The sequence below is a fragment of the Citrobacter sp. Ce119 genome (genome assembly GCF_030334525.1).
Classification (GTDB): Bacteria; Pseudomonadota; Gammaproteobacteria; order Enterobacterales; family Enterobacteriaceae; genus Citrobacter; species Citrobacter europaeus.
The window spans coordinates 18,841-41,009 of the sequence record NZ_JAOWDR010000040.1 but is presented as its reverse complement, the minus strand read 5'-3'; the positions used below and the strand labels follow the sequence as shown (position 1 = coordinate 41,009).

At 52.0% G+C, this 22,169-nt stretch carries 23 protein-coding genes; 16 read left to right on the top strand and 7 right to left on the bottom strand.

Annotated features, from left to right (window positions below; all coding sequences use genetic code 11):
* Positions 1-10: 10 nt before the first annotated feature.
* Positions 11-1,525: a tripartite tricarboxylate transporter permease gene (locus OGV80_RS04240; protein ID WP_043017292.1), complete on the top strand. Its 1,515-nt coding sequence runs from the start codon at positions 11-13 to the stop codon at positions 1,523-1,525.
* 41 nt (positions 1,526-1,566) lie between these two features.
* Here the strand turns inward: OGV80_RS04240 and OGV80_RS04235 are convergent, their stop codons facing one another.
* Positions 1,567-2,457 (bottom strand): LysR substrate-binding domain-containing protein, encoded by an 891-nt coding sequence (locus tag OGV80_RS04235; protein ID WP_087050848.1) that lies wholly within the window; start codon positions 2,455-2,457, stop codon positions 1,567-1,569.
* 98 nt (positions 2,458-2,555) lie between these two features.
* On the opposite strand from OGV80_RS04235, the gene OGV80_RS04230 reads away from it, so the two are divergent.
* Positions 2,556-3,158 carry a short chain dehydrogenase gene (locus OGV80_RS04230; RefSeq protein ID WP_286513778.1) on the top strand — a complete coding sequence of 201 codons (603 nt, stop codon included), beginning with the start codon at positions 2,556-2,558 and terminating at the stop codon, positions 3,156-3,158.
* Positions 3,159-3,201: 43 nt separating this feature from the next.
* Here the strand turns inward: OGV80_RS04230 and OGV80_RS04225 are convergent, their stop codons facing one another.
* Positions 3,202-5,376, bottom strand: coding sequence for an extracellular solute-binding protein (locus OGV80_RS04225; RefSeq protein WP_167373400.1), 2,175 nt, complete (start codon positions 5,374-5,376; stop codon positions 3,202-3,204).
* 338 nt (positions 5,377-5,714) lie between these two features.
* On the opposite strand from OGV80_RS04225, the gene OGV80_RS04220 reads away from it, so the two are divergent.
* The 9 genes from OGV80_RS04220 to csiR all read left to right on the top strand — a co-directional run bounded on the left by OGV80_RS04220 (position 5,715) and on the right by csiR (position 16,093).
* Entirely contained in the window at positions 5,715-6,539 is an 825-nt protein-coding gene (locus tag OGV80_RS04220; protein ID WP_043017296.1) for an MBL fold metallo-hydrolase, read from the top strand.
* An 11-nt stretch (positions 6,540-6,550) separates the two neighbouring features.
* Positions 6,551-7,786 carry an MFS transporter gene (locus OGV80_RS04215; protein WP_043017297.1) on the top strand — a complete coding sequence of 412 codons (1,236 nt, stop codon included), beginning with the start codon at positions 6,551-6,553 and terminating at the stop codon, positions 7,784-7,786.
* Between the two features lie 31 nt (positions 7,787-7,817).
* Positions 7,818-8,531 (top strand): MgtC/SapB family protein, encoded by a 714-nt coding sequence (locus OGV80_RS04210; protein WP_043017298.1) that lies wholly within the window; start codon positions 7,818-7,820, stop codon positions 8,529-8,531.
* A 240-nt stretch (positions 8,532-8,771) separates the two neighbouring features.
* Positions 8,772-9,749 carry a glutarate dioxygenase GlaH gene (glaH, locus tag OGV80_RS04205; RefSeq protein WP_087052092.1) on the top strand — a complete coding sequence of 326 codons (978 nt, stop codon included), beginning with the start codon at positions 8,772-8,774 and terminating at the stop codon, positions 9,747-9,749.
* A gap of 19 nt (positions 9,750-9,768) precedes the next feature.
* Entirely contained in the window at positions 9,769-11,037 is a 1,269-nt protein-coding gene (lhgD, locus tag OGV80_RS04200; protein WP_047409284.1) for an L-2-hydroxyglutarate dehydrogenase, read from the top strand.
* 23 nt (positions 11,038-11,060) lie between these two features.
* A complete protein-coding gene (gabD, locus tag OGV80_RS04195; protein ID WP_047409279.1) occupies positions 11,061-12,509 on the top strand; it encodes an NADP-dependent succinate-semialdehyde dehydrogenase in 1,449 nt (482 codons plus the stop codon).
* Positions 12,510-12,534: 25 nt separating this feature from the next.
* Positions 12,535-13,818, top strand: coding sequence for a 4-aminobutyrate--2-oxoglutarate transaminase (gene gabT / locus OGV80_RS04190; protein WP_043017302.1), 1,284 nt, complete (start codon positions 12,535-12,537; stop codon positions 13,816-13,818).
* Positions 13,819-13,962: 144 nt separating this feature from the next.
* Complete coding sequence (gene gabP / locus OGV80_RS04185) at positions 13,963-15,363, top strand: GABA permease (RefSeq protein WP_043017303.1); 1,401 nt, start codon at positions 13,963-13,965, stop codon at positions 15,361-15,363.
* Between the two features lie 43 nt (positions 15,364-15,406).
* Complete coding sequence (csiR, locus tag OGV80_RS04180) at positions 15,407-16,093, top strand: DNA-binding transcriptional regulator CsiR (RefSeq protein ID WP_043017304.1); 687 nt, start codon at positions 15,407-15,409, stop codon at positions 16,091-16,093.
* Positions 16,094-16,105: 12 nt separating this feature from the next.
* On the opposite strand, the gene lysM is transcribed toward csiR, so the two are convergent.
* Positions 16,106-16,555: a peptidoglycan-binding protein LysM gene (lysM, locus tag OGV80_RS04175; RefSeq protein ID WP_075145751.1), complete on the bottom strand. Its 450-nt coding sequence runs from the start codon at positions 16,553-16,555 to the stop codon at positions 16,106-16,108.
* 96 nt (positions 16,556-16,651) lie between these two features.
* Entirely contained in the window at positions 16,652-16,810 is a 159-nt protein-coding gene (locus tag OGV80_RS04170) for a YqaE/Pmp3 family membrane protein (protein WP_003037242.1), read from the bottom strand.
* Positions 16,811-16,994: 184 nt separating this feature from the next.
* Here OGV80_RS04170 and OGV80_RS04165 point away from each other — a divergent pair, with 184 nt between their 5' ends.
* The 3 genes from OGV80_RS04165 to OGV80_RS04155 all read left to right on the top strand — a co-directional run bounded on the left by OGV80_RS04165 (position 16,995) and on the right by OGV80_RS04155 (position 18,091).
* Complete coding sequence (locus tag OGV80_RS04165) at positions 16,995-17,294, top strand: ArsR/SmtB family transcription factor (protein ID WP_006687216.1); 300 nt, start codon at positions 16,995-16,997, stop codon at positions 17,292-17,294.
* Between the two features lie 9 nt (positions 17,295-17,303).
* Positions 17,304-17,831: a rhodanese family protein gene (locus OGV80_RS04160; protein WP_043017305.1), complete on the top strand. Its 528-nt coding sequence runs from the start codon at positions 17,304-17,306 to the stop codon at positions 17,829-17,831.
* An 80-nt stretch (positions 17,832-17,911) separates the two neighbouring features.
* The gene (locus OGV80_RS04155; RefSeq protein ID WP_043017306.1) at positions 17,912-18,091 is read left to right on the top strand and encodes a GDFGVC terminal motif YodC-like protein; all 180 of its coding nucleotides are present in this window, start codon (positions 17,912-17,914) and stop codon (positions 18,089-18,091) included.
* A gap of 36 nt (positions 18,092-18,127) precedes the next feature.
* On the opposite strand, the gene stpA is transcribed toward OGV80_RS04155, so the two are convergent.
* On the bottom strand, positions 18,128-18,529 hold the full coding sequence (gene stpA, locus OGV80_RS04150) for a DNA-binding protein StpA (RefSeq protein WP_047409266.1): 402 nt from the start codon (positions 18,527-18,529) through the stop codon (positions 18,128-18,130).
* A 547-nt stretch (positions 18,530-19,076) separates the two neighbouring features.
* Between stpA and alaE the strand changes: the two genes are divergently transcribed.
* A complete protein-coding gene (gene alaE / locus OGV80_RS04145) occupies positions 19,077-19,526 on the top strand; it encodes an L-alanine exporter AlaE (protein WP_016154144.1) in 450 nt (149 codons plus the stop codon).
* A gap of 36 nt (positions 19,527-19,562) precedes the next feature.
* Here alaE and OGV80_RS04140 read toward each other — a convergent pair whose 3' ends face one another.
* Positions 19,563-19,913 carry a DUF2002 family protein gene (locus OGV80_RS04140; RefSeq protein ID WP_016154145.1) on the bottom strand — a complete coding sequence of 117 codons (351 nt, stop codon included), beginning with the start codon at positions 19,911-19,913 and terminating at the stop codon, positions 19,563-19,565.
* Positions 19,914-20,036: 123 nt separating this feature from the next.
* Positions 20,037-21,371: a MocR-like pyridoxine biosynthesis transcription factor PdxR gene (pdxR, locus tag OGV80_RS04135; RefSeq protein ID WP_286513768.1), complete on the bottom strand. Its 1,335-nt coding sequence runs from the start codon at positions 21,369-21,371 to the stop codon at positions 20,037-20,039.
* Between the two features lie 90 nt (positions 21,372-21,461).
* Here pdxR and OGV80_RS04130 point away from each other — a divergent pair, with 90 nt between their 5' ends.
* Positions 21,462-21,893: a carboxymuconolactone decarboxylase family protein gene (locus OGV80_RS04130; RefSeq protein WP_286513765.1), complete on the top strand. Its 432-nt coding sequence runs from the start codon at positions 21,462-21,464 to the stop codon at positions 21,891-21,893.
* Positions 21,894-22,169 lie beyond the last annotated feature (276 nt).

Below are 22,169 nucleotides of genomic sequence, written 5' to 3'. Positions count from 1 at the left end.
CGGAGAAACGATGGATACCTGGATTTATCTTTCTCAGGGTTTCGCGGTGGCAATGACACCGGAAAACCTGGTCATCGCCCTGATTGGCTGTTTTGTCGGTACTATTGTCGGACTGCTGCCTGGACTTGGGCCCATTAACGGCGTGGCGATCCTGCTGCCGCTGGCATTCGCTTTGCATCTGCCCGCAGAATCTGCGCTGATCCTGCTGGCGACCGTCTACATTGGTTGTGAATACGGCGGGCGTATCTCCTCCATCCTGCTGAATGTTCCCGGCGATGCGGCGGCGATTATGACCGCGCTCGATGGCTATCCGATGGCGCAGCAAGGCCGCGGCGGCGTCGCACTCTCTATCTCGGCGGTCAGTTCTTTCTTTGGTTCGCTTATCGCTATCGGCGGCATCATTCTGTTTGCCCCAGCGTTAGCCCAATGGTCGCTGGCCTTCGGTCCGGCGGAATACTTCGCCTTAATGGTTTTCGCTATTGCCTGCCTCGGCAGTATGATGGCGCAAAATCCGCTGAAATCATTTCTGGCAGCGCTTATCGGTCTCGGCCTTGCGACCGTCGGCGTAGACGCCAATACCGGGGTTTATCGCTTTACCTTTGACAGCGTCCATCTCTCCGACGGTGTGCAGTTTATCGTGGTGGTGATTGGGCTGTTCTCCGTCTCTGAAATACTGTTAATGCTGGAACATACCAGCAGTGGCCAGACGCTGGTGCGTAAAACGGGCCGCATGTTATTTAACGCCAAAGAAGGTGCGCAGTGCGTTGGCGCAACCCTGCGTTCATCGGTGATTGGCTTTTTCGTCGGCGTTCTGCCTGGCGCTGGCGCGACCATTGCCAGCGCAATCACCTACATGACCGAGAAAAAGCTCAGCGGCAACAGCGACAGCTTTGGCAAGGGTGATATTCGCGGCGTGGCGGCCCCCGAAGCCGCCAACAACGCCTCGGCCTGCGGCTCTTTTATCCCGATGCTGACGCTCGGCGTACCGGGCTCCGGCACCACGGCGGTGATGATGGGCGCGCTGACGCTGTACAACATTACACCGGGTCCGGCGATGTTTACCGAACAACCGGATATCGTCTGGGGGCTGATTGCGGCGCTGCTGATTGCCAACGTGATGCTGCTGGTAATGAACATCCCGCTAATCGGCCTGTTTACCCGTATGCTGACCATCCCACTGTGGTTTTTGGTACCGGCTATCGCGGCAGTCTCCGCGGTTGGCGTGTATGCCGTCCATAGCACCACCTTCGATCTGGTGCTGATGGTCGCCCTCGGCGTACTGGGCTACATTTTGCGTAAAATGCACTTCCCGATGTCGCCGCTGATTTTAGGCTTCGTTCTCGGGGAAATGCTGGAGCAGAACCTGCGCCGGGCGCTGTCTATCAGTAACGGTAATATGGATATTCTGTGGGCCAGCGGCGTGGCGAAAGTGCTGCTGGTGTTGGCGGTACTGGTTATCGTAGTCCCGCCAGTGCTGCGACTGATCCGCAAACGTAACAGCAAACCGCAGGTGGATATCGGTTAGTATTAAGCCGGATGGCGTAGCGCCATCCGGCATTTTCATCTTCAACGCAAACTTCGCGTTCCTTCCAGCACGTGCTCAACAAACCTTGTGAGCTTGGGCAGAGGACGCAAATCCTGTCGCCACAGAAGATGAATCGACCGCGGCTGCGGCGTAAACCCTTCCAGCACCCGAATCAATTTCCCCGTAGCCAGTTCTTGCGCCAGCAACACCTCCGGTTGCAATAACAGTCCGGCCCCCGCGACCGCCGCCATACGCAGGCCGTGGCCATCGTTACAGCGCAGGATCGCATCGCGTTTCCATCTGACCTCACCCGTCACGCCAGGCAGTATCCACTCGTTGCGAGCCGTCCACACGGTATGGGACAGGCACAGATGGTCCACCAGTTCCGCGGGCGTCCGGGGAGTACCATAGCGGGCAAGATATTCTGGCGAAGCACAGATTGCCATACGGTAGGGACACAGGTATTTTGCCACCACGTCAGTCTGATGGATATCGCCAATACGGATTGCCAGGTCAACGCCTTCATTCACCAGATCAACCATCCGGTTGGTCAGATCCAGCTCAATGCGCACCTCTGGCCAGGCCTGTAAAAATGCAGCGGCCAGCGGCGAGATCACGCAAGCGCCAAAAGAAGTGGGCGCGCTAATGCGTAGCGTCCCCGCCGGTGCCAGCCGCAAACGCTCTACCGAACGTTCGGCTATCGACACCTGCTCCAGCACGCGGCGGGCTTCTTCAAAATAGACTCGCCCGGCATCGGTCAGGCTCTGGCGGCGCGTATTACGCTCCAGCAGACGCGTGCCAAGCTGCGCTTCCAGTTGGGTAATATATTTACCCACCATCACCGCAGACATTTCGAGTCTCGTTGCTGCAACGGTGAAGCTCCCGCTCTCCACCACGGCGATAAACGTTTCCATGCCGCGCAGTTTATCCATATTACAAACCCCTGGTTAGTAATCATCTAACTTTTAGCCAGTTTATCCGATTTCATTTTCATTAAAGAATAGCGGCTCACACTATTGCGGAGGTGGTTATGAAAATCGTCATTATTGGTGCCAGCGGCACAGTGGGGCGCGCAGTCACAGAAGCGTTAAGCCGTAAACATGAGGTGATCCGCGTAGGTCGCACGCAGGGAGATTACCAGGTTGATATCACCTCGCAGGAGAGTGTCGAGGCATTGTTTGAAAAAGTCGGTCGGGTAGATGCGATCATTTCCGCCACCGGCAATCTGTTCTTTGGGCCGCTGTCGACGATGACCGATGAGGACTTTAATCAGGGGTTACAGGATAAGCTGTTAGGCCAGATTCGTCTGGCACTAACCGGGCAGCATTTTCTCAATGATGGCGGCTCAATTACGCTAATTAGCGGCATCATCGCCCATGAACCCATCGCACAGGGAGCGAATGCGGCAACGATCAATGCCGGTCTGGAAGGATTTGTTCGCGCCGCGGCCTGCGAATTAGAGCGTGGTCAGCGTATTAACCTGATAAGCCCAACCGTGCTCAGTGAGTCCGCCGAAGCTTACGACGATTTCTTCCCGGGCTTTGAAAGTGTGCCCGCCGCCGCCGTCGCCAACGCCTATCGCCGCAGTGTGGAAGGCATCCAAACCGGGCGTATTTATAAAGTCGGTTACTGACAAAGCATTACCCTGCCTCTTACGTCATCAGGAAGAGGCAGGCTCAGGCACCCGTTTCGTTTCTTATTCGCGCATTGATATATTCCACGGCCTCAGTGACATCCATAATGCCGTTAATTGCATTCGTCACGCCTTGCCCGATAATAATCTCTGCCTGGCGCAGGTTGAAAGGTTCACCTTTACTTCCCTCAGACTCCCTTATTCCCGTCATGCCTTTTTCATTCAATAAATTAAACCACGGGTAGAGATTGAGAACGTTTTGATCGTGACATATTCCAGACCAGGCGCTATTTCCTCCCAGCAAAACCAGATGACGCGCAATTTCATCGGAATAAAGCCAATGAAAGAACTGCTCAACCTGTTTTTTCTTTTTACTGTAGCGGGACATTCCAATGGAACCGCCCCCCAATTGTGGAAGTTGCCCTGGAACGGGAGCATAGCCGATAGTGGGCGCTATGGCCGTGTGCGCCACATCATTAAACAAATTGAGATACATGATCAGCATGGCAAGATTTCCACGCTCAAACTGTTTTACCGCGTCACTCCACCACTCACCGGGGAGATTCACGGCGATAGAAAGCTGTTGTAGATATTGTTCGAGTGCAGTTGCGGCAAGTGAAGGCTCGAGTTGTACCGGCTCGCCCTCACGCACTAAACGCCCACCGAGCGCGTAGTAACGCAGCAGATACTCGGTAGCAATAAGCCCCGAGCTTCCCAGGGTCACCGCAGTTCCCATCGGGCGCTGTCTGTTTTCTGGCTGATGTAACTGACTAAAGAAAGCCGCTATCTCATCAAATTGTGCAAAGCTCTCTGGCAGCGTTAACTCTTTTCCCGTTGCTTCATAAAACATCCGTTTAATCGTCGCGTCTTCAAACAGATCTCGTCGATAAAACAGAAGCTGCATACTGGCATCAAAGGGTATTGCCCATGCCGTCCCATTCACCATGCTGAAGTGCTGTTGAATTTGCTCAGAGAAATTTTCCAACAGCAGCGGAAGCTCAGAAGAGACGGATTCCAGCGGCAATAGTGCTTTCTCAGCAAACCAGGGAAAACACGCCATATCGATTCGCAATAAATCGTAATAAGGATGTAGATGAAGATGGGAAAGGATTTCAAAAACTTCATCATAGGGATAAACCGCCAGATTAACCTTAATACCGGTCTGGCGATAAAAGTGGGGTAACAATTTCTTCAACGCATCAGTCGAAGGACTTGGTAAAATTAACATATTCAGCGTCGCCTCGGTTTCAGGCGGCGGCACGTACTGTCCATTCCAGGAAAAACCGCAATTCGTCAGAATACGATGCTTTTCTTTACTTTTGGGCAGGCGAATACTGGAGGCAATAGTTGTCCCCAAGCGACCATAATCCATCTGGTAGCTTGTGATCCCGTCGAAGGATGCAGGAAGATTATCACTCAGTTGCAATATCGGCGGGCAGGACTGGGAGCTACCAAACCAGGCTGCTTGCGTCAGTGCTCGCGTTCTCTCAGAGTCCTGGACAATAAACAGATCGGGAATTGCCCCGCGAAAAAAGTCAAAAGCGACGGTGTTAGCTTCACTGGCATGTGCAGGTAAAATCGTTAGCTTCGTATGCGGACTTAATTCCCGGCAGGTTTCCTGTATCGCCTGAGTAAAGCTCGCGCTATGGGAAAATTCCAGACGTTCGCAGAATATACCAATATGGCCCGGCTGCTGCGCCAGCGCCCTCCTCGCTGTTTCTTCGCCTGCAGTCACATAGTCAAGGCTAAAATAACAAACTGCGCCGACAGGCTGGCGATATGCAAACAGAACATTTTCCGGGGAGAGCCTGAGCAAGTCGTAATAGGGCTGACTGTCATTCAGGCAACTGACCGAGACAACAGCCTGGTAGGACTTTGCCGCCAGCGTTTGCAGAATCTCCAGCTCAAGATTGGGCAGATCGTTGGTCAGGTAAAGGTCAATCGGTTCGCTTAATGAAGGCTGCCAAACCTGATGCAATCCCCGATAGAGTTGAAAGTACTGTTCGGCATTGATGTCGGGCAGAATCAGTGCCACTCCCTGACTTTTGCTGGCTCTCAACGATTGCGCCTGCGCATTCAACTGATAGCCAACTTCTCGGGCTGCACGTTGAACCGCTTCAATCTTCTCGACGCTTACATTCCCTCTGCCATTGAGCACATTCGAGACAGTTCCATGCGACACACCGGCAATTCTTGCTATGTCTTTGATAGTTGGCATTTTTACATCCTTCCCCTGATGCTTTGATGCTAGCACGGCGCTCATCAGGAAACTATCTTCAGCACTTAAATTTGAACGTTACAATATTAAAAAGTGCATTTTATAAACATGTCATAATAAAAAAGCCTGATGTTGTTGATAGACAATCCTCATAACATAAAAACATTAACACAATGAAATATAAGTATAAATTTTATAATATTTGAAGAGGATCACTTCTGAGGAAAAAGATCGTTGTTCATATAAAACGCCGGAATCATAATTGACACGTTCCAATTACGTTTTATTACATTATTGCCTAAAAAAACAACGATCGCATTTGTCATTAAGAGGGAAACATGAAGATTCATTTTCTGGGAACCGCTGCATCTGAAGGGATCCCCAATCCTTTTTGCCGTTGTGAGCACTGCCAGCAAGCCCGCATTCGGAAAGGCAAAGACTTACGCACACACTCTTCAGCGATTATCGACGATGAACTGCTCATTGACGTGGCGCCTGAATTCAGCCAACAACTGCTGCGAGATGGCCTGGACGCAACAGAGATCAGATCGCTATTGTTCACACATACTCATCCCGATCATTTCAACGTCGGCGATCTATTTAGCCGAATGGAAGGGTATGGATTTGAAATTACTCATCCGTTGCACATTTTTGGTAATGACCGTGCAATTAACGGTGCCGCGGAAGTGTTACCGGGCTACAGCGCTGAAAGATTTGCTTTTCATTGTCTGGTTCCTTTCGTGACCGTTGAAACTCGCGGATACCGCATCACTCCGCTGCTGGCTAACCATGCCAAGTGGGAGCTTTGTTATACCTGGTTTATCGAAAAAGAAGGCCAGTCAATTTTTTACGGACATGATTCAGGCTGGTTTCCTGAGCTCACATGGCAGTGGCTGAAAGGAAAAAAAATCGATCTGGCTGTCCTGGAGTGCACCTACGGTTTTAATGGTGATAATCGTACGAATAACCACATGAGCCTGGAAACCGTCTTCGCCGCCAGAGACAGGCTTGCGGAACTCGGTTGCCTCGAGAAAAATAGCCAACTTATCGTCTCGCATATTTCACACAGCGGAGGTCTGCTGCACGACGATCTCGTTGCGGCATGCGACAAAGAGAACATTCTTGTCGCCTGGGACGGGCTTAACCTGAGCATCAACCAATAAGGATATGCAATATGGACCTTAATAAAACACCACGCCTGTTGATTATGATGTTCATACAATATTTCATGCAGGGTGCCTGGAATATGACCATGGGGCTGGTATTGAGCACCTATGGTATGGCGACAATTATTGGCTCATCCTATGCTTTGCTTGGCCTGGCGACTATTCTTTCCCCGCTATTTATTGGCATGGTCGCCGACCGCTTTTTTTCGTCACAAAAAGTCATGGCGATCCTGCATTTAATTAATGCTGGTGTACTGTTGTTTGTTCCGCAATTTATTGAGGCGCAAAATACAGGTATGACGTTAACCATGATTTTCCTGGTTGGTCTGCTGTTTTATCCTACAACTGCGCTGGCGAACAGTATCAGTTTCAGCCACATTAACGGGGTAAAATACTTCCCATTTATTCGTGTATTCGGCACATTTGGCTTTATGGTCATCGGCTTTATCATTGGTGAAATGGGTTATTCTGGAAATACCATCACCTGGTATATCGCGTCGGCTTCCGGTGTCGTTCTCGGCCTGTACTGTTTTACGTTGCCAAATACCCCACCGAAAGCAAAAGGAAGCGTGTTTACGCTTCGCGATCTGTTATGTCTGGATGCTCTGGCGCTCTTCAAAGACCGCAGTTTCTCGGTTTTGATGCTCAGTATTTTTGTCCTGATGATCCCTAAAACGGCTTATTCCGCCTATATCCCGGTCTTTTTAAAAGCGCTTGGATTCGATAACGCCGCCTCAATGATGCAGGTTGGCATCGCCTGTGAAGTCATTTTCATGTTCCTGCTGTCGTTCTTCTTACTGAAAGCTGGCTTCAAAATCACGCTGATGTTAGGCGCCGTTTGCTGGATTATCCGCACACTATTATTTGCTAATGCCTCGCTGGATGCCAACATGATGTTTGTGCTGATCGGCCTGATGTTACAAGGATTCTGCTGGGACTTTTTCTTTACCGTGGGCGACATTTATGTTGACCGTAAAGCAGCGCCAGAGATTAAAGCACAAGCCCAAAGCTTGCGATTTATCGTCTCCAACGGCGTTGGTCTGCTATTTGCTTCCACCGTATGCGGGCAAATCTTTAACAACACCGTGACGGAACAAGGTCCAGAGGCGTTGCCACAATGGGAGACATTCTGGCTAGTTTCAGCAGGCGTTGCTGCAGTGGTCAGCGTATTCTTCCTGATTTTCTTCCGGGACGATATTTCGAAACGCAAAACGGACCTCACATTGAAAAAAGCAAACTCCTGATCGTTAAAGACTCTCTTATTAAGGTAATTGCATGAATAATCTGGCCGCCATCATCAATGAGCAAGGATTGTTGCCTTTAACTACGATCATCAAAATCAGTATTGCATTTATTCTGGGTGGCATTATTGGCCTGGAAAGAGAATCGAAAGGGAAACCGGTCGGCTTCAAAACCTGCGTTATTTTATCCGTAGCCAGCTGTGTGTTAACTGTCGTATCAATACAATCTGCTGAATACTATGCTGAAATTTCGATGAATATCCGTAGCGATCCTATGCGCCTGGCGGCGCAGATTATCAGCGGCGTTGGTTTTCTCGGTGCGGGAGTCATTCTGCACCGACACGACGATGCTATCTCTGGTCTCACTACTGCGGCAATTGTCTGGGCATCTGCAGGGGTGGGAATTACCTGCGGAGCCGGTTTTTATTTGCATGCTGTTTTTGCCACGGCTTTATTTTTATTAGCGATCAAACTAAGCCCATTCATAATTTTCTTACAGACCAGAAACCAGTTTCCCGGAAAAGTTAAAGTGCGGGTTATTCTTGATGAACGAGACGCTCTTGAAAGTCTGATAACCCGCATTCATCAACAGAAAAACATTATCGAAAACATCACGATCAGGGATATCAAGAAGGGCAAAATTGAGGTCAATCTCAAAATCGTAATTCGTCAAAAGATGACCTTGCCCGACTTATACCACGATCTGACCCATGTGGAACACGTCTGCGCCATCGCTCTGGAACATTAATACACCTTATCTTCCTCTTTAAAATCAGGGGTTTTCGCCCCTGAAATAGCTACTCAGTATCCATCCAGCCTCTAAATCCTCACCTTTTACAATGTTAAATAATTGTTGTTTTTGATCACAAATAATAAACAAACAAGCTCATTCTGTGCGCGTTTTTCAAAAATGTAGATATTTTTAATTTATGGCTACGAAACGAGCTGCGCCATATCTCCCTGACAATCTACTGAGAGGAACGATTTGATGAACGCACTGACTGCCGTAAAACAGAACGCTGAAGATCCTGCCCAGCATTACAGCGGTTTCACGCTGAAACCATCAGCCCAGTCCCCACGTCTACTGGAGCTGACTTTTTCCGCTGAGACCACTGAACAATTTATCCAGGCCGTTGCGCAGTGGCCGGTACAGGCCCTGGAATACAAATCCTTCCTGCGCTTCAAAGTGGGCAAAATCCTCGATGATCTGTGCGGTAATCAGTTGCAGCCTGTGCTGCTGAAAACGTTGCTCGATCGTGCCGAAGGCGCGCTGTTGATCAATGCCGTCGGCGTAGATGATGTCGCGCAGGCGGAAGAGATGGTTAAGCTGGCGACGGCGGTGGCACATCTGATCGGACGCTCCAATTTTGATGCGATGAGTGGGCAATATTATGCGCGTTTTGTGGTGAAAAACGTCGATAACTCAGACAGCTACCTGCGCCAGCCGCATCGTGTCATGGAGCTGCATAACGACGGAACCTACCTCGAAGAGATCACCGACTATGTGCTGATGATGAAGATTGACGAACAGAACATGACCGGTGGTAACTCGCTGCTGCTGCACCTCGACGACTGGGAACATCTGGATCACTACTTTACCCATCCGCTGGCGCGTCGCGCGATGCGTTTTGCCGCGCCGCCGAGCAAAAACGTCAGCCAGGAAGTGTTCCATCCGGTGTTTGACGTTGACCAGCAGGGGCGTCCGGTAATGCGTTACATCGACCAGTTCGTCCAGCCTAAAGACTATGACGAAGGCGTCTGGCTGAGCGATTTGTCCGATGCGCTGGAAACCAGTAAGAGCATTATTTCCGTTCCGGTTCCAGTGGGTAAATTCCTGCTGATCAACAACCTGTTCTGGCTGCATGGTCGTGACCGCTTCACCTCGCATCCTGACCTGCGCCGCGAACTGATGCGCCAACGTGGTTATTTCGCTTACGCGACAAACCACTACCAGACTCATCAGTAAGCGCGAAGGAAAAAAGCGGATGTATGATTTTGTGATTATTGGCGGCGGTATTATCGGCATGTCGACCGCCATGCAACTGATTGATGTCTATCCGGACGCCAGAATAGCGCTGCTGGAAAAAGAGTCCGGTCCGGCCTGCCACCAGACGGGCCATAACAGCGGCGTAATTCATGCCGGGGTCTATTACACCCCCGGCAGCCTGAAGGCGCAATTTTGCCTGGCCGGTAATCGCGCCACAAAAGCCTTTTGCGACCAAAACGGCATCCGCTACGACGTCTGCGGAAAAATGCTGGTTGCCACCTCCTCACTGGAAATGGAGCGCATGCGGGCGCTTTGGGATCGCACCGCCGCTAACGGCCTGGAGCGCGAATGGCTGAATGCGCAGGAACTACGTGAGCGTGAACCCAATATCACCGGGCTGGGCGGCATTTTCGTCCCGTCGAGCGGGATCGTCAGCTACCGTGAAGTGACCGCCGCGATGGCGAAGATTTTCCAGGCCAAAGGCGGCGAGATTATTTACAACGCCGAGGTCAGCGCGCTAAAGGAGCACGCTGCGGGCGTGATCGTCCATACCCGCCAGGGGCAGGAATTTGAGGGGGCAACGCTGATTAGCTGCTCTGGTCTGATGGCGGACCGACTGGTGAAAATGCTCGGCGTTGAACCCGGCTTTATCATCTGTCCATTCCGTGGCGAATATTTCCGCCTGGCGTCAGAACACAACCAGATAGTTAACCATCTGATCTACCCCATCCCCGACCCGGCGATGCCGTTTCTCGGCGTTCATCTGACCCGGATGATTGACGGCAGCGTCACCGTGGGCCCCAACGCGGTACTGGCATTTAAGCGTGAAGGCTATCGTAAACGCGACTTCTCGCTCAGCGATACGCTGGAGATCCTCGGTTCTTCCGGCATTCGCCGCGTGCTGCAAAACAACCTGCGTTCAGGGCTTGGCGAAATGAAGAATTCGCTGTGCAAAAGCGGCTATCTGCGGTTGGTGCAAAAGTACTGCCCGAGTCTGACGCAGAACGATCTGCAGCCCTGGCCTGCGGGCGTGCGGGCGCAGGCGGTGTCACCTGATGGCAAGCTAATAGACGATTTCCTGTTTGTCACCACGCCACGCTCAATTCACACCTGTAACGCCCCTTCTCCGGCGGCAACGTCGGCGATCCCTATCGGCGCGCATATTGTCAGCAAAGTTCATGCGCTACTGGAGAACCAGAGTAATTCCGGACGCACGCTGCGTGCGGCACGTAGCGTTGAGACATTACACGCCGCATTCACCCGTTAACACGATTAAGACAGGAAGCAATTATGCAACTTAACGATCCAACCTTATTCCGCCAGCAGGCATTGATCGACGGCAACTGGTGTGACGCCAACAGCGGCGAGACCCTCGCGGTGACCAACCCCGCCAACGGTCAGCAATTGGGCAGCGTACCGAAAATGGGGGCGGATGAAACCCGCGAAGCGATCAACGCTGCTAACCGCGCTCTGCCCGCATGGCGTGCGCTGACCGCCAAAGAGCGGGCCAACATCCTGCGTCGCTGGTTCAACCTGATGATTGAGCATCAGGACGATCTCGCCCGCCTGATGACCCTGGAACAGGGTAAACCGCTGGCAGAGGCCAAAGGTGAAATCACCTATGCCGCCTCATTTATTGAGTGGTTTGCCGAAGAAGGTAAGCGCATTTATGGCGATACGATCCCCGGCCATCAGGCTGATAAACGTCTGATCGTCATCAAACAGCCGATCGGCGTTACCGCCGCGATTACACCGTGGAACTTCCCGGCGGCGATGATCACTCGTAAAGCTGGCCCGGCGCTGGCGGCAGGTTGCACCATGGTGCTTAAACCCGCCAGCCAAACCCCCTACTCCGCACTGGCGCTGGCAGAGCTTGCCAATCGCGCAGGGATCCCAGCAGGCGTTTTCAGCGTGGTGACCGGTTCTGCGGGCGCGGTCGGCAACGAGCTGACCGGCAACCCGCTGGTGCGCAAGCTGTCATTTACCGGCTCAACCGAAATTGGCCGTCAGCTAATGCAGCAATGTGCCAAAGACATCAAAAAGGTGTCGCTGGAACTGGGCGGCAATGCGCCGTTCATCGTTTTTGACGATGCCGATCTCGATAAAGCCGTGGAAGGCGCGCTGGCGTCGAAGTTCCGTAACGCTGGGCAAACCTGCGTTTGCGCCAACCGCCTGTACGTGCAGGACGGCGTGTATGAGCGTTTTGCCGAAAAACTTGAGCAGGCGGTAAGCAAGCTGCGCCTCGGCGATGGTCTGCAACCTGACGTCACCACCGGACCACTGATCGACGAGAAAGCGGTAGCCAAAGTGCAGGAACACATCGCCGATGCCCTGGATAAAGGCGCGCGCATTATCGCGGGCGGTAAACCTCACGCGCTCGGCGGGAACTTCTTCCAACCCACCATTCTGGTGGATGTGCCTGATAACGCGAAGGTCGCCAAAGAAGAAACGTTCGGCCCGCTGGCTCCGCTGTTTCGTTTTAAAGACGAAGCTGACGTCATCGCTCAGGCCAACGACACCGAGTTTGGTCTGGCCGCCTATTTCTACGCCCGTGATTTGAGCCGCGTCTTCCGCGTTGGCGAAGCGCTGGAGTACGGCATCGTCGGGATTAACACCGGCATTATCTCCAACGAAGTCGCCCCGTTTGGTGGGATCAAAGCCTCCGGTCTTGGCCGTGAAGGATCGAAATACGGCATCGAAGACTACTTAGAAATCAAATATATGTGCATCGGCCTTTAATAAAATAAATACTGGAGAACACCTGATGAGCACCAACAAAGAACTTATGCAACGTCGCAGCAACGCCGTTCCCCGTGGCGTTGGACAGATCCACCCAATTTTTGCCGAGCGGGCAGAAAACTGTCGGGTGTGGGACGTTGAAGGCCGTGAATTCCTCGATTTTGCTGGCGGTATCGCGGTGCTGAACACCGGCCACCTGCACCCGCAGATCGTCTCTGCGGTAGAAGCGCAGTTGAAAAAGCTGTCCCATACCTGTTTCCAGGTGCTGGCCTATGAGCCTTACCTTGAGCTGTGCGAAATTATGAACAAGAAAGTGCCGGGTGATTTCGCCAAGAAAACCCTGCTGGTAACGACTGGTTCCGAAGCGGTGGAAAACGCGGTAAAAATCGCCCGCGCCGCCACTAAGCGAACCGGCACGATCGCTTTCAGCGGCGCTTACCACGGTCGTACGCACTACACCCTGTCGCTGACCGGGAAAGTCAATCCCTACTCAGCCGGAATGGGGCTGATGCCAGGCCACGTGTATCGCGCGCTATATCCGTGCCCGCTGCACGGCATCAGTGACGACGATGCTATCGCCAGCATTCACCGCATCTTCAAAAACGATGCCGCACCGGAAGATGTTGCTGCCATCGTGATTGAGCCCGTCCAGGGCGAAGGTGGTTTCTACGCTGCCTCACCTGCATTTATGCAACGTCTGCGCGCCATTTGTGACGAGCACGGGATCATGCTGATTGCCGATGAAGTACAGAGCGGAGCGGGCCGTACCGGTACGCTGTTCGCTATGGAGCAGATGGGCGTCGCCCCCGATCTTACCACCTTCGCCAAATCCATCGCCGGCGGCTTCCCGCTGGCCGGAGTGACCGGACGCGCCGAAGTGATGGACGCTATCCCACCGGGCGGGCTGGGCGGTACCTATGCCGGTAACCCGATTGCCTGCGCCGCCGCGCTGGCGGTACTGAACATTTTCGAACAGGAAAATCTGCTGCAAAAAGCCAACGAGCTGGGACAAACCCTGCGCGAAGGCCTGCTGGCTATCGCGGAAACCCACCGCGAGATTGGCGATGTGCGCGGACTGGGCGCGATGATCGCTATCGAACTGTTTGAAGACGGCGATCGCACGAAGCCAGACGCCAAACTGACTGCGGAAGTGGTGGCGCGTGCACGCGATAAAGGGCTGATCCTGCTCTCCTGCGGACCTTACTACAACGTGCTGCGCATTCTGGTTCCGCTGACCATTGAAGACGCGCAAATCCGCCAGGGGCTGGACATTATCGCTCAGTGTTTTGCCGAGGCGAAGCAGGGTTAAGCCCTGTATCCGAACGGGGAATTTTAAGCCGGATAAGGCGGAGCCGCCATCCGGCAAACAGGGTCAATAACAATAATACGCGTGCCCCGGCGCGGGAATGCCGGGGTGCTCTCCCAAGTGAAATACTTTCGAGAGGTTTAAAAGATGGGGCAAGTGTCACAATCACATGATTTAGGGGGCGGGCTGAAATCACGCCACGTCACCATGCTGTCTATTGCCGGGGTTATCGGCGCAAGTTTGTTTGTTGGTTCAAGCGTGGCGATTGCAGAAGCCGGCCCCGCGGTATTATTAGCCTATCTTTTCGCCGGGTTGCTGGTGGTGATGATTATGCGCATGCTGGCCGAAATGGCCGTCGCCACCCCAGATACCGGTTCCTTTTCCACCTATGCCGATAAGGCCATCGGTCCGTGGGCAGGTTATACCATCGGCTGGCTGTACTGGTGGTTCTGGGTGTTGGTTATCCCGCTGGAGGCGAATATCGCCGCCATCATTCTACACTCCTGGGTGCCGGGCATTCCTGTCTGGCTGTTTTCTCTGGTTATCACGCTGGCATTAACCGGCAGTAATTTGCTGAGCGTCAAAAATTACGGTGAGTTCGAATTCTGGCTGGCGCTGTGCAAAGTGATTGCCATTCTGGCGTTTATTACCCTCGGTGCGGCGGCAATTAGCGGTTTCTACCCTTATGCTGACGTCAGCGGCGTTTCACGCTTGTGGGATCAGGGCGGCTTTATGCCCAACGGTTTTGGCGCAGTGCTCAGTGCGATGCTAATCACCATGTTCTCCTTTATGGGGGCGGAGATTGTCACCATCGCCGCCGCCGAGTCCGACACACCGGACAAACATATCGTCCGCGCCACCAACTCAGTTATCTGGCGTATCTCCATCTTCTATTTGTGCTCCATTTTCGTGGTGGTGGCACTGATCCCATGGAATATGCCGGGACTGAAAGAAGTGGGTTCGTACCGCTCGGTATTGGAGTTACTGCATATCCCGCACGCGAAACTGATCATGGACTGCGTTATTTTGCTGTCGGTGACCAGCTGTCTGAACTCCGCGCTGTATACGTCCTCGCGTATGCTCTACTCCCTGAGCCGTCGTGGCGATGCGCCCGCCTTTATGGGTAAAACAAACCGCAGTAAAACGCCTTATGTGGCGGTATTGCTGTCTACGGGGGCCGCGTTCCTCACCGTGGTGGTCAACTATTACGCCCCAGCCAAGGTGTTTAAATTCCTGATCGACAGCTCCGGCGCCATCGCGCTGCTGGTGTATCTGGTGATTGCGATTTCACAACTACGGATGCGCAAAATCCTACTGGCGCAAGGCGGCGAAATTAAACTGAAAATGTGGCTCTATCCGTGGCTTACCTGGCTGGTCATCGCGTTTATTATCTTTGTACTGGTAGTCATGTTATTTCGGCCAGCACAACAGTTGGAAGTTATCTCTACCGGGTTGTTAGCCATAGGAATTATTTGTACCGTGCCCATTATGTCACGCTGGAAAAAACTGCTATCGTGGCAAAAAGCACCGTTGCAAAATACGCATTAAACCTGTTCCCGGCGCAGGCCGGGGATCCGTTCAGGAGTAAGACATGACCGCCATTCCCCAACCGACGGCCATTGATGGATACCGCTGGCTGAAGAACGACATTATTCGCGGTGTTTATCAGCCTGATGAAAAACTGCGTATGAGTCTGCTGACCTCGCGCTACGATCTTGGCGTGGGACCGCTGCGTGAAGCGCTTTCGCAGCTGGTTGCGGAGCGGCTGGTGACGGTGGTTAATCAGAAAGGGTATCGTGTCGCCCCGATGTCAGAACAAGAGTTGCTCGATATTTTCGATGCCCGCGCCAATATGGAAGCCATGCTGGTCGCGCTGGCGATTGAACGCGGCGATGACGCCTGGGAAGCTGAAATTCTGGCGCGGGCGCATATGCTCAGCAAACTTGAAGCCATTGACGCCAGTGAACAGATGCTCGACGAGTGGGATCAGCGCCATCAGGCGTTTCACTCGGCGATTGTCGCCGGCTGCGGTTCACAATACTTGTTGCAAATGCGCGAACGTCTATTCTCTCTGGCGGCGCGCTACCGGTTTATCTGGCTGCGTAAAACGGTGTTGTCAGTTGAAATGCTGGAAGATAAACACGATCAACACAAGACGCTGACCGAAGCAATTCTGGCACGCGATACCGCGCGCGCCAGCGAATTAATGCGCCAGCACCTGCTGACGCCAATTCCGATTATTCAACAGGCGATGTCCGGCAAATTACTGACGGAATAAGCCTGAATAATATTACTGTTCCGGAATACGTAAAACCTGCCCAGGATAGATTTTATCCGGGCTTTTCAACATCGGTTTATTCGCTTCAAATATCTGGTTATACAGGTTGGCATTACCGTAAACCTGTTTGGCAATAGCGCTCAGGGTATCCCCAGATTTTACGGTATAAAACTGGCTTTCACTCGCGGGCGCAGCGGTTTTAACCTGATCGTCTACACTGGCGATACCGGAGATATTACCGATCGCAATCAGGATTTTTTCTTTCGCTTCCTGACTTAAACCATCGCCAGAAACGGTGGCTTTGCCTTCGTTAATTTGCACGTTCACTTTATCCGCATCCGGGATGCCGGTTTTATTCAGGTGTTCCTGCACCTTTTTTGCCAGATCGGCTGTGTCATGGTTTCCAGTGACCGCATCCCACAGTTTTTCACCCGCATCTTTTACAAAATTGAAAAGTCCCATATCCACCTCGGTTATTAACAATCAACACCCAAAAGTGTAGCAGAGGAGAACGAGGCGCAAAGAAAACGGCGCCAAAGCGCCGTAGCAGAAGGAGGATTAGTTACGCGTCTGTATCCAGAAGGCGTGGATCAAACCGGGGATGTAGCCCAGCAGCGTCAGAACGATATTGAGGATAAATGCCCAGCCGAATCCTTTCCCCAGCAGCACGCCAAGCGGGGGCAGAATAATAGTAAAAACGATTCTCCAGAAACCCATACACACTCCCTACAAGCAAAAAGTTAATCATTGTTTAAAAAGAGATTTTATCTCTAAGATTAATCAGTGTAGCTAACTCCGTCCGTCTCGCCCTGCTGTTTTACCCTCTTTTACGCTCTTTACGCTGGCGTACGTTGGCTTTTTATTTTAGAATTTACTTAATTTAGACTATGCTTAAATACATATGACAGAACTTGAACAACTCCAGGCCAGCGCGGAACAGGCTGCCGCTCTGCTCAAAGCGATGAGTAACCCGAAAAGGTTGCTGATTTTGTGCATGCTCTGCGGTTCGCCCGGTACCAGCGCAGGCGAGTTAGCCCGCGCTACCGGACTGAGCCCTTCCGCCACCTCCCAGCATCTGGCGCGTATGCGCGAAGAAGGTCTGATAGACAGCCAGCGCGATGCCCAGCGCATCCTCTACTCCATTAAAAATGCGGCCGTGAATTCGCTGATCGCCACATTAAAAACACTGTATTGCCCATAAGGAGCCATCATGACCATTGGGACGATTTCCCCGCGCGAGGCGCAGACGCGCCTCGCACAAGGTGCAAAACTGATTGATATCCGCGATGCTGATGAGTATCTGTACGAGCATATTCCTGAGGCGCATCTGGTGCCGTTACCCACGCTTGAGCACGGAGTGCTGCCTGAGAATTTACGCGCCGGTCAGGTAATTTTTCACTGCCAGTCCGGCAAACGTACACAAAACGCAGCGACAAAACTGAGCGCCATTGCCGCGCCTGCGCAGGTCTGGTTGCTGGAAGGCGGAATTGATGGCTGGAAAGCCGCTGGTTTGCCGGTGGCGAAAGACAGTTCACAACCGTTACCACTGATGCGTCAGGTACAGATAGCCGCAGGCAGCCTTGCTTTACTTGGCGTCATTCTGGGTTACGCCGTTAACAGCGCGTTCTTCCTGCTGAGCGGTTTTGTTGGTGCCGGGCTGATTCTCGCTGGCGTGACCGGCTTTTGCGGCATGGCGCGAGTACTGAATATCATGCCCTGGAACCGACGTACTCATTAAGCGGTAATCATTGAAACAGCGCTGTACCCGTTGAATGACGTGATCTATGGTGAGTTCTGCGATAAATAAAGGAGAGCAATATGTTTCAACCTGGCGATCTGGTTCAACCGCGCATGGGCGGACCCAAACTGAAAGTTATCGAAGTCAATGGCGATCAAATTGTGGCGGTACAAGCCAGTAATGAAAGCGGTGATAAATTTACGCTGAAAGCAGCTGATGTGACGCGATATACCGAAGAAGGTGATTTCGGCGTTTGCTGAAAATAAGCGGTGAGGGCACCCTCACCGCCGTCGTAATTAGATCAAAAAGTCATCAAGAGATTTACCGGCAGCTAACGCCTGAGCAATTGGCTTCGGTGTGCGACCTTGTCCGGTCCATGTTTGCGTTTCACCATTGAAATCGGTAAAACGATATTTCGCCGGGCGTGGCTGACGTTTTTTAACTGAACGTGCCGTCGCAGGCGTTATGCTCAACAGCTCTTCCGGACTGATCCCATCTGCCTGCATCTGCGCCAGCAAGGCACTAATTTTTTCCTGCTGTTCTGCACGTTGGCGCTGCAGTTGTTCTTCTTCATCGCGCCGTTCTTTGGTCACTACCCTGAATTTTTCAAGCATATCTTCCAGTACATCAACGGAAAATTCACGAGCCATTGCACGCAGCGAGCGGATATTATTTAAGTTTTTTAACATTGAACTCATATTAACAAAACCTCTTTAACGTAAAAACAGTATTACGCTAAATATTGTATGCAACTGCTTATTATATTTCCAGTCTAATTTCTTCGAGAGTTATTAAACAAATAGCCAACCCTGGTATTTATAGCATCTATTTTGCTATCGTCCATGCAATATATTCCATTACCGGATAGCTGCCAGGAATATACCTGCAAGCTATCTCTGCACGTCACTTGAGAAACAGACCACGGCATCGCACGGGACAACTCGTCTACATATTGCACATTGGTCAACATTCAGAAAAGGAGCGCAAAAAATTCAGAAAAACAAATTCCTATAACCCATTGATCTAAAATACCTTTAATTAACACAGCAACGAAAATACCAAAACGAACAAAAAACAGACCACTGCAGAGCATTTTATCGACAAAAAGGTTATAAATAAAAATTTTAAGCTAGTTGCCAGTTATTATCCAGACAGATATCCTATTCAAACGCGAAAGCAGCAAGACAAATCACTAGCAAGAAGGCATTCAAAACCTTTTTTTCCCTTTTTACAAGGAGCATTAACATGTTCTCTCCGCAGTCACGCTTGCGTCATGCAGTAGCAGACACGTTCGCGATGGTTGTTTATTGTTCTGTCGTGAACATGTTGATCGAAATATTCCTTTCAGGAATGAGCTTCGAACAGTCACTGTACTCCAGACTGGTGGCTATCCCCGTCAACATCCTGATCGCATGGCCTTACGGCATGTACCGCGATTTATTTATGCGTGCGGCGCGGAAAGCCACGCAGGCAGGATGGGGGAAAAACCTGGCAGACGTGTTGGCTTACGTCACCTTCCAGTCGCCGGTATATGTGATTATTCTGTTAACGGTTGGCGCAGACTGGCACCAGATTACGGCTGCAGTAAGTTCGAACATCGTGGTGTCAATGCTGATGGGCGCTGTCTATGGCTACTTTCTTGATTATTGCCGCCGCCTGTTTAAGGTCAGCAGCTATCACCAGGCTAAAGCTTGATACGATTCTTTGCGACTGGCCCTGCCAGTCGCATTATTAGTTTGAGCTAACGTCGCCAAACAACCCACTCAGATAGCGCTCAAGTGCAATTCGTGAACTAAAGCCGTGTGGAATACCATAATGTTCATGGGTCTCTCCGGCTAAATACAGCGGGAATTGCTGGTAGTGATCGCAGGTTTTAATATCCGTAGCAGGTTCCGCCAGCGAAGAGCTGCGCTCTTTTAGCGTGGGATGGATGACTAATGCGGTACGTCCCATACGTGCTTCACGGTTAACGTACACATAATTTTCGCCACGACGATAGCCGTACGTTTTCTGCGTCACAACATCAACGGTAAAGCCCACTTTTTCAAGTACGCGCGCCACCTCATCTGGTCGTAAATACATATTCTTTTCCTCGTTATCTTTTACTGCGGGCTTACCTTACCTGATTCAGCATTAGCAACGCTTTCAGAAAAGTCCATAAACGAGTGGCGATGGTGGGACGAATATCTTAAGAACCGTGCTGATTCAGGCCAGCGCCAGCCGCAGCTGATATGCCGCCTGCTGCGCCATTTCCAGTGAGCTAATGTTGGTAAACGACAGCAATATTCCTCCCTTTCCTGCTGAAGTTATTCGCCAGCGGCTTAACGCCTGAACCGCCAGTCCAGCCTGATTCGCTTTGCGCACCAGCGCAACATCATCTCCGTCTACACTCATTACCAGTTGAATCCCACCTTTCTGAGGAATGACGCTAAATCCTTGTTCGGTCAGGGCGTTTTCCATCCATTGTCGTCGCAAGGCGTAATGCTGACGCATGCGTTTTAAGTGTCGCCAGAAGTGGCCGTCTTGCATAAAATCCGCCAGCGTTTGCTGCCATAAAACCGGAACGCTACAGGCCGTTAGCGCCGCCTGCTGACGAAAATGTTCGACCTGGGTCAGAGGCACCACCAGCCATGCCGTGCGCAAAGCCGGAAACAGAGATTTGCTGAACGTTCCGGCATAAATCACCCGCTGGGGCGCATCCAGACTTTTTAGCGGCGGCAACGGTTTACCGTGGTAGCGAAATTCGCTGTCGTAGTCATCTTCGATTACCCACGCCTGCGCGCGAGTCGCCCATTCCAGCAACCGGTGGCGACGGTCTAATGACAAGGCCACGCCCAGCGGGCTTTGGTGTGCGGGCGTGAGCAGTACAAAACGCGCCTGCGGGAAATCGCGGATCCCAGCGCAGACGTCCAGACCATCAGCATCAACCGCCACCGGCATCAGCTCAATGCGTTCCTGAGCGACCACGGGGCGAATCAGCGGAAAGCCAGGATCTTCGACCCACATCCCCTCACCGGGTTGAGACAAAGCGCGCAGAATTAACGTCATTGATGCTGCGTAACCTGAAGTAATAAAAACCTGTTCCGGCTGGCATTCAATACTGCGTGAAACGCGCAGGTAATCAACAATCGCCTGACGTAATACCCGTTCGCCGCAAACATCGCCCACCGCCAGATCAAAACGCGTTTGGGTGCGTAAACGCCGCCCCATTACCCGCGCCCAGACGTCGCGCGGGAAGAGATCGAGTGCGGGTAATCCCATCTGAAAAAGCTGCGGTCTGGGTTTTTCTCCGGCGAAGATGGCAGGTGATGCTGGCGCGCTTTGAGGCCGCAGTTGTTCACTGACAAACGTTCCTGCTTGTCCGCGTCGCGCAAGCCAGCCCTGCGCCACCAGCTCTGCATAGGCGTTTTCCACCGTCGAGCGTGATACGCCCAGCTCCTGGGCCCAGGTCCAACTGGAAGGTAATCTGGTACCTGGCTTGAGTTCACCGTTCTCAATTGCGTTTTTTAACTGACGGGCGATTTGCTGATAGCGCGGCATTTATGGTCTGCTTTTTTTGCAACAATATGGCTCTCTTTAGCAGTCCATTATAGTGCTACATTGCGGGTCAGCCAAACGAGGAGAAATACCATGACAATGTTACGCCAGCCCTATTATGAACTCAGTCCTGAAATCTATAACGCCCTGGTTCAGGCAAGCAAAGCGCTGGAAAACTGCGCGCTGGATCCTACGCTGACGGAACTGATTTACTTACGGGTCTCGCAAATCAATGGCTGCGCCTTTTGCCTGGAAATGCACAGTAAGGCGCTGCGTAAATCCGGTGTTGCGCAGGCCAAACTGGACGCACTGGCAGGCTGGCGGGTGAGTCACCACTTCAGCGAAAAGGAACGTGCGGCGCTGGCGTGGGCTGAATCCGTCACCCATATCGCCAGTACGCATGCCGAAGATGACGTTTATCTGCCGCTGCTCGCCCATTTTAGCGCGAAAGAAATTAGCGACCTGACGTTTGCCATTAGCCTGATGAACTGCTTTAACCGTCTGGCGGTGGGGATGCGTATGTGATTCTGCGCTACCGAATGACAGCATAAATGTCTTATCCGGCCTGGGAAGTCCTTTCCTGTAGGCCGGATTAGACGCGACGTGCCGCCATCCAGCAACCTGCGATGATACATATCACTTCCCCCGTCACGCTCCTCACCCGGCCCTCATTAATCTAAAATTACCATATCTTGTATGGTTGAATCTTTTTAAAACTACATCTAGTATCCTCTGTATCAAGACGCACACAACCCGACGCCCTCTATCGCGTCGATCTTTTATTTACAAACGGAAATACGA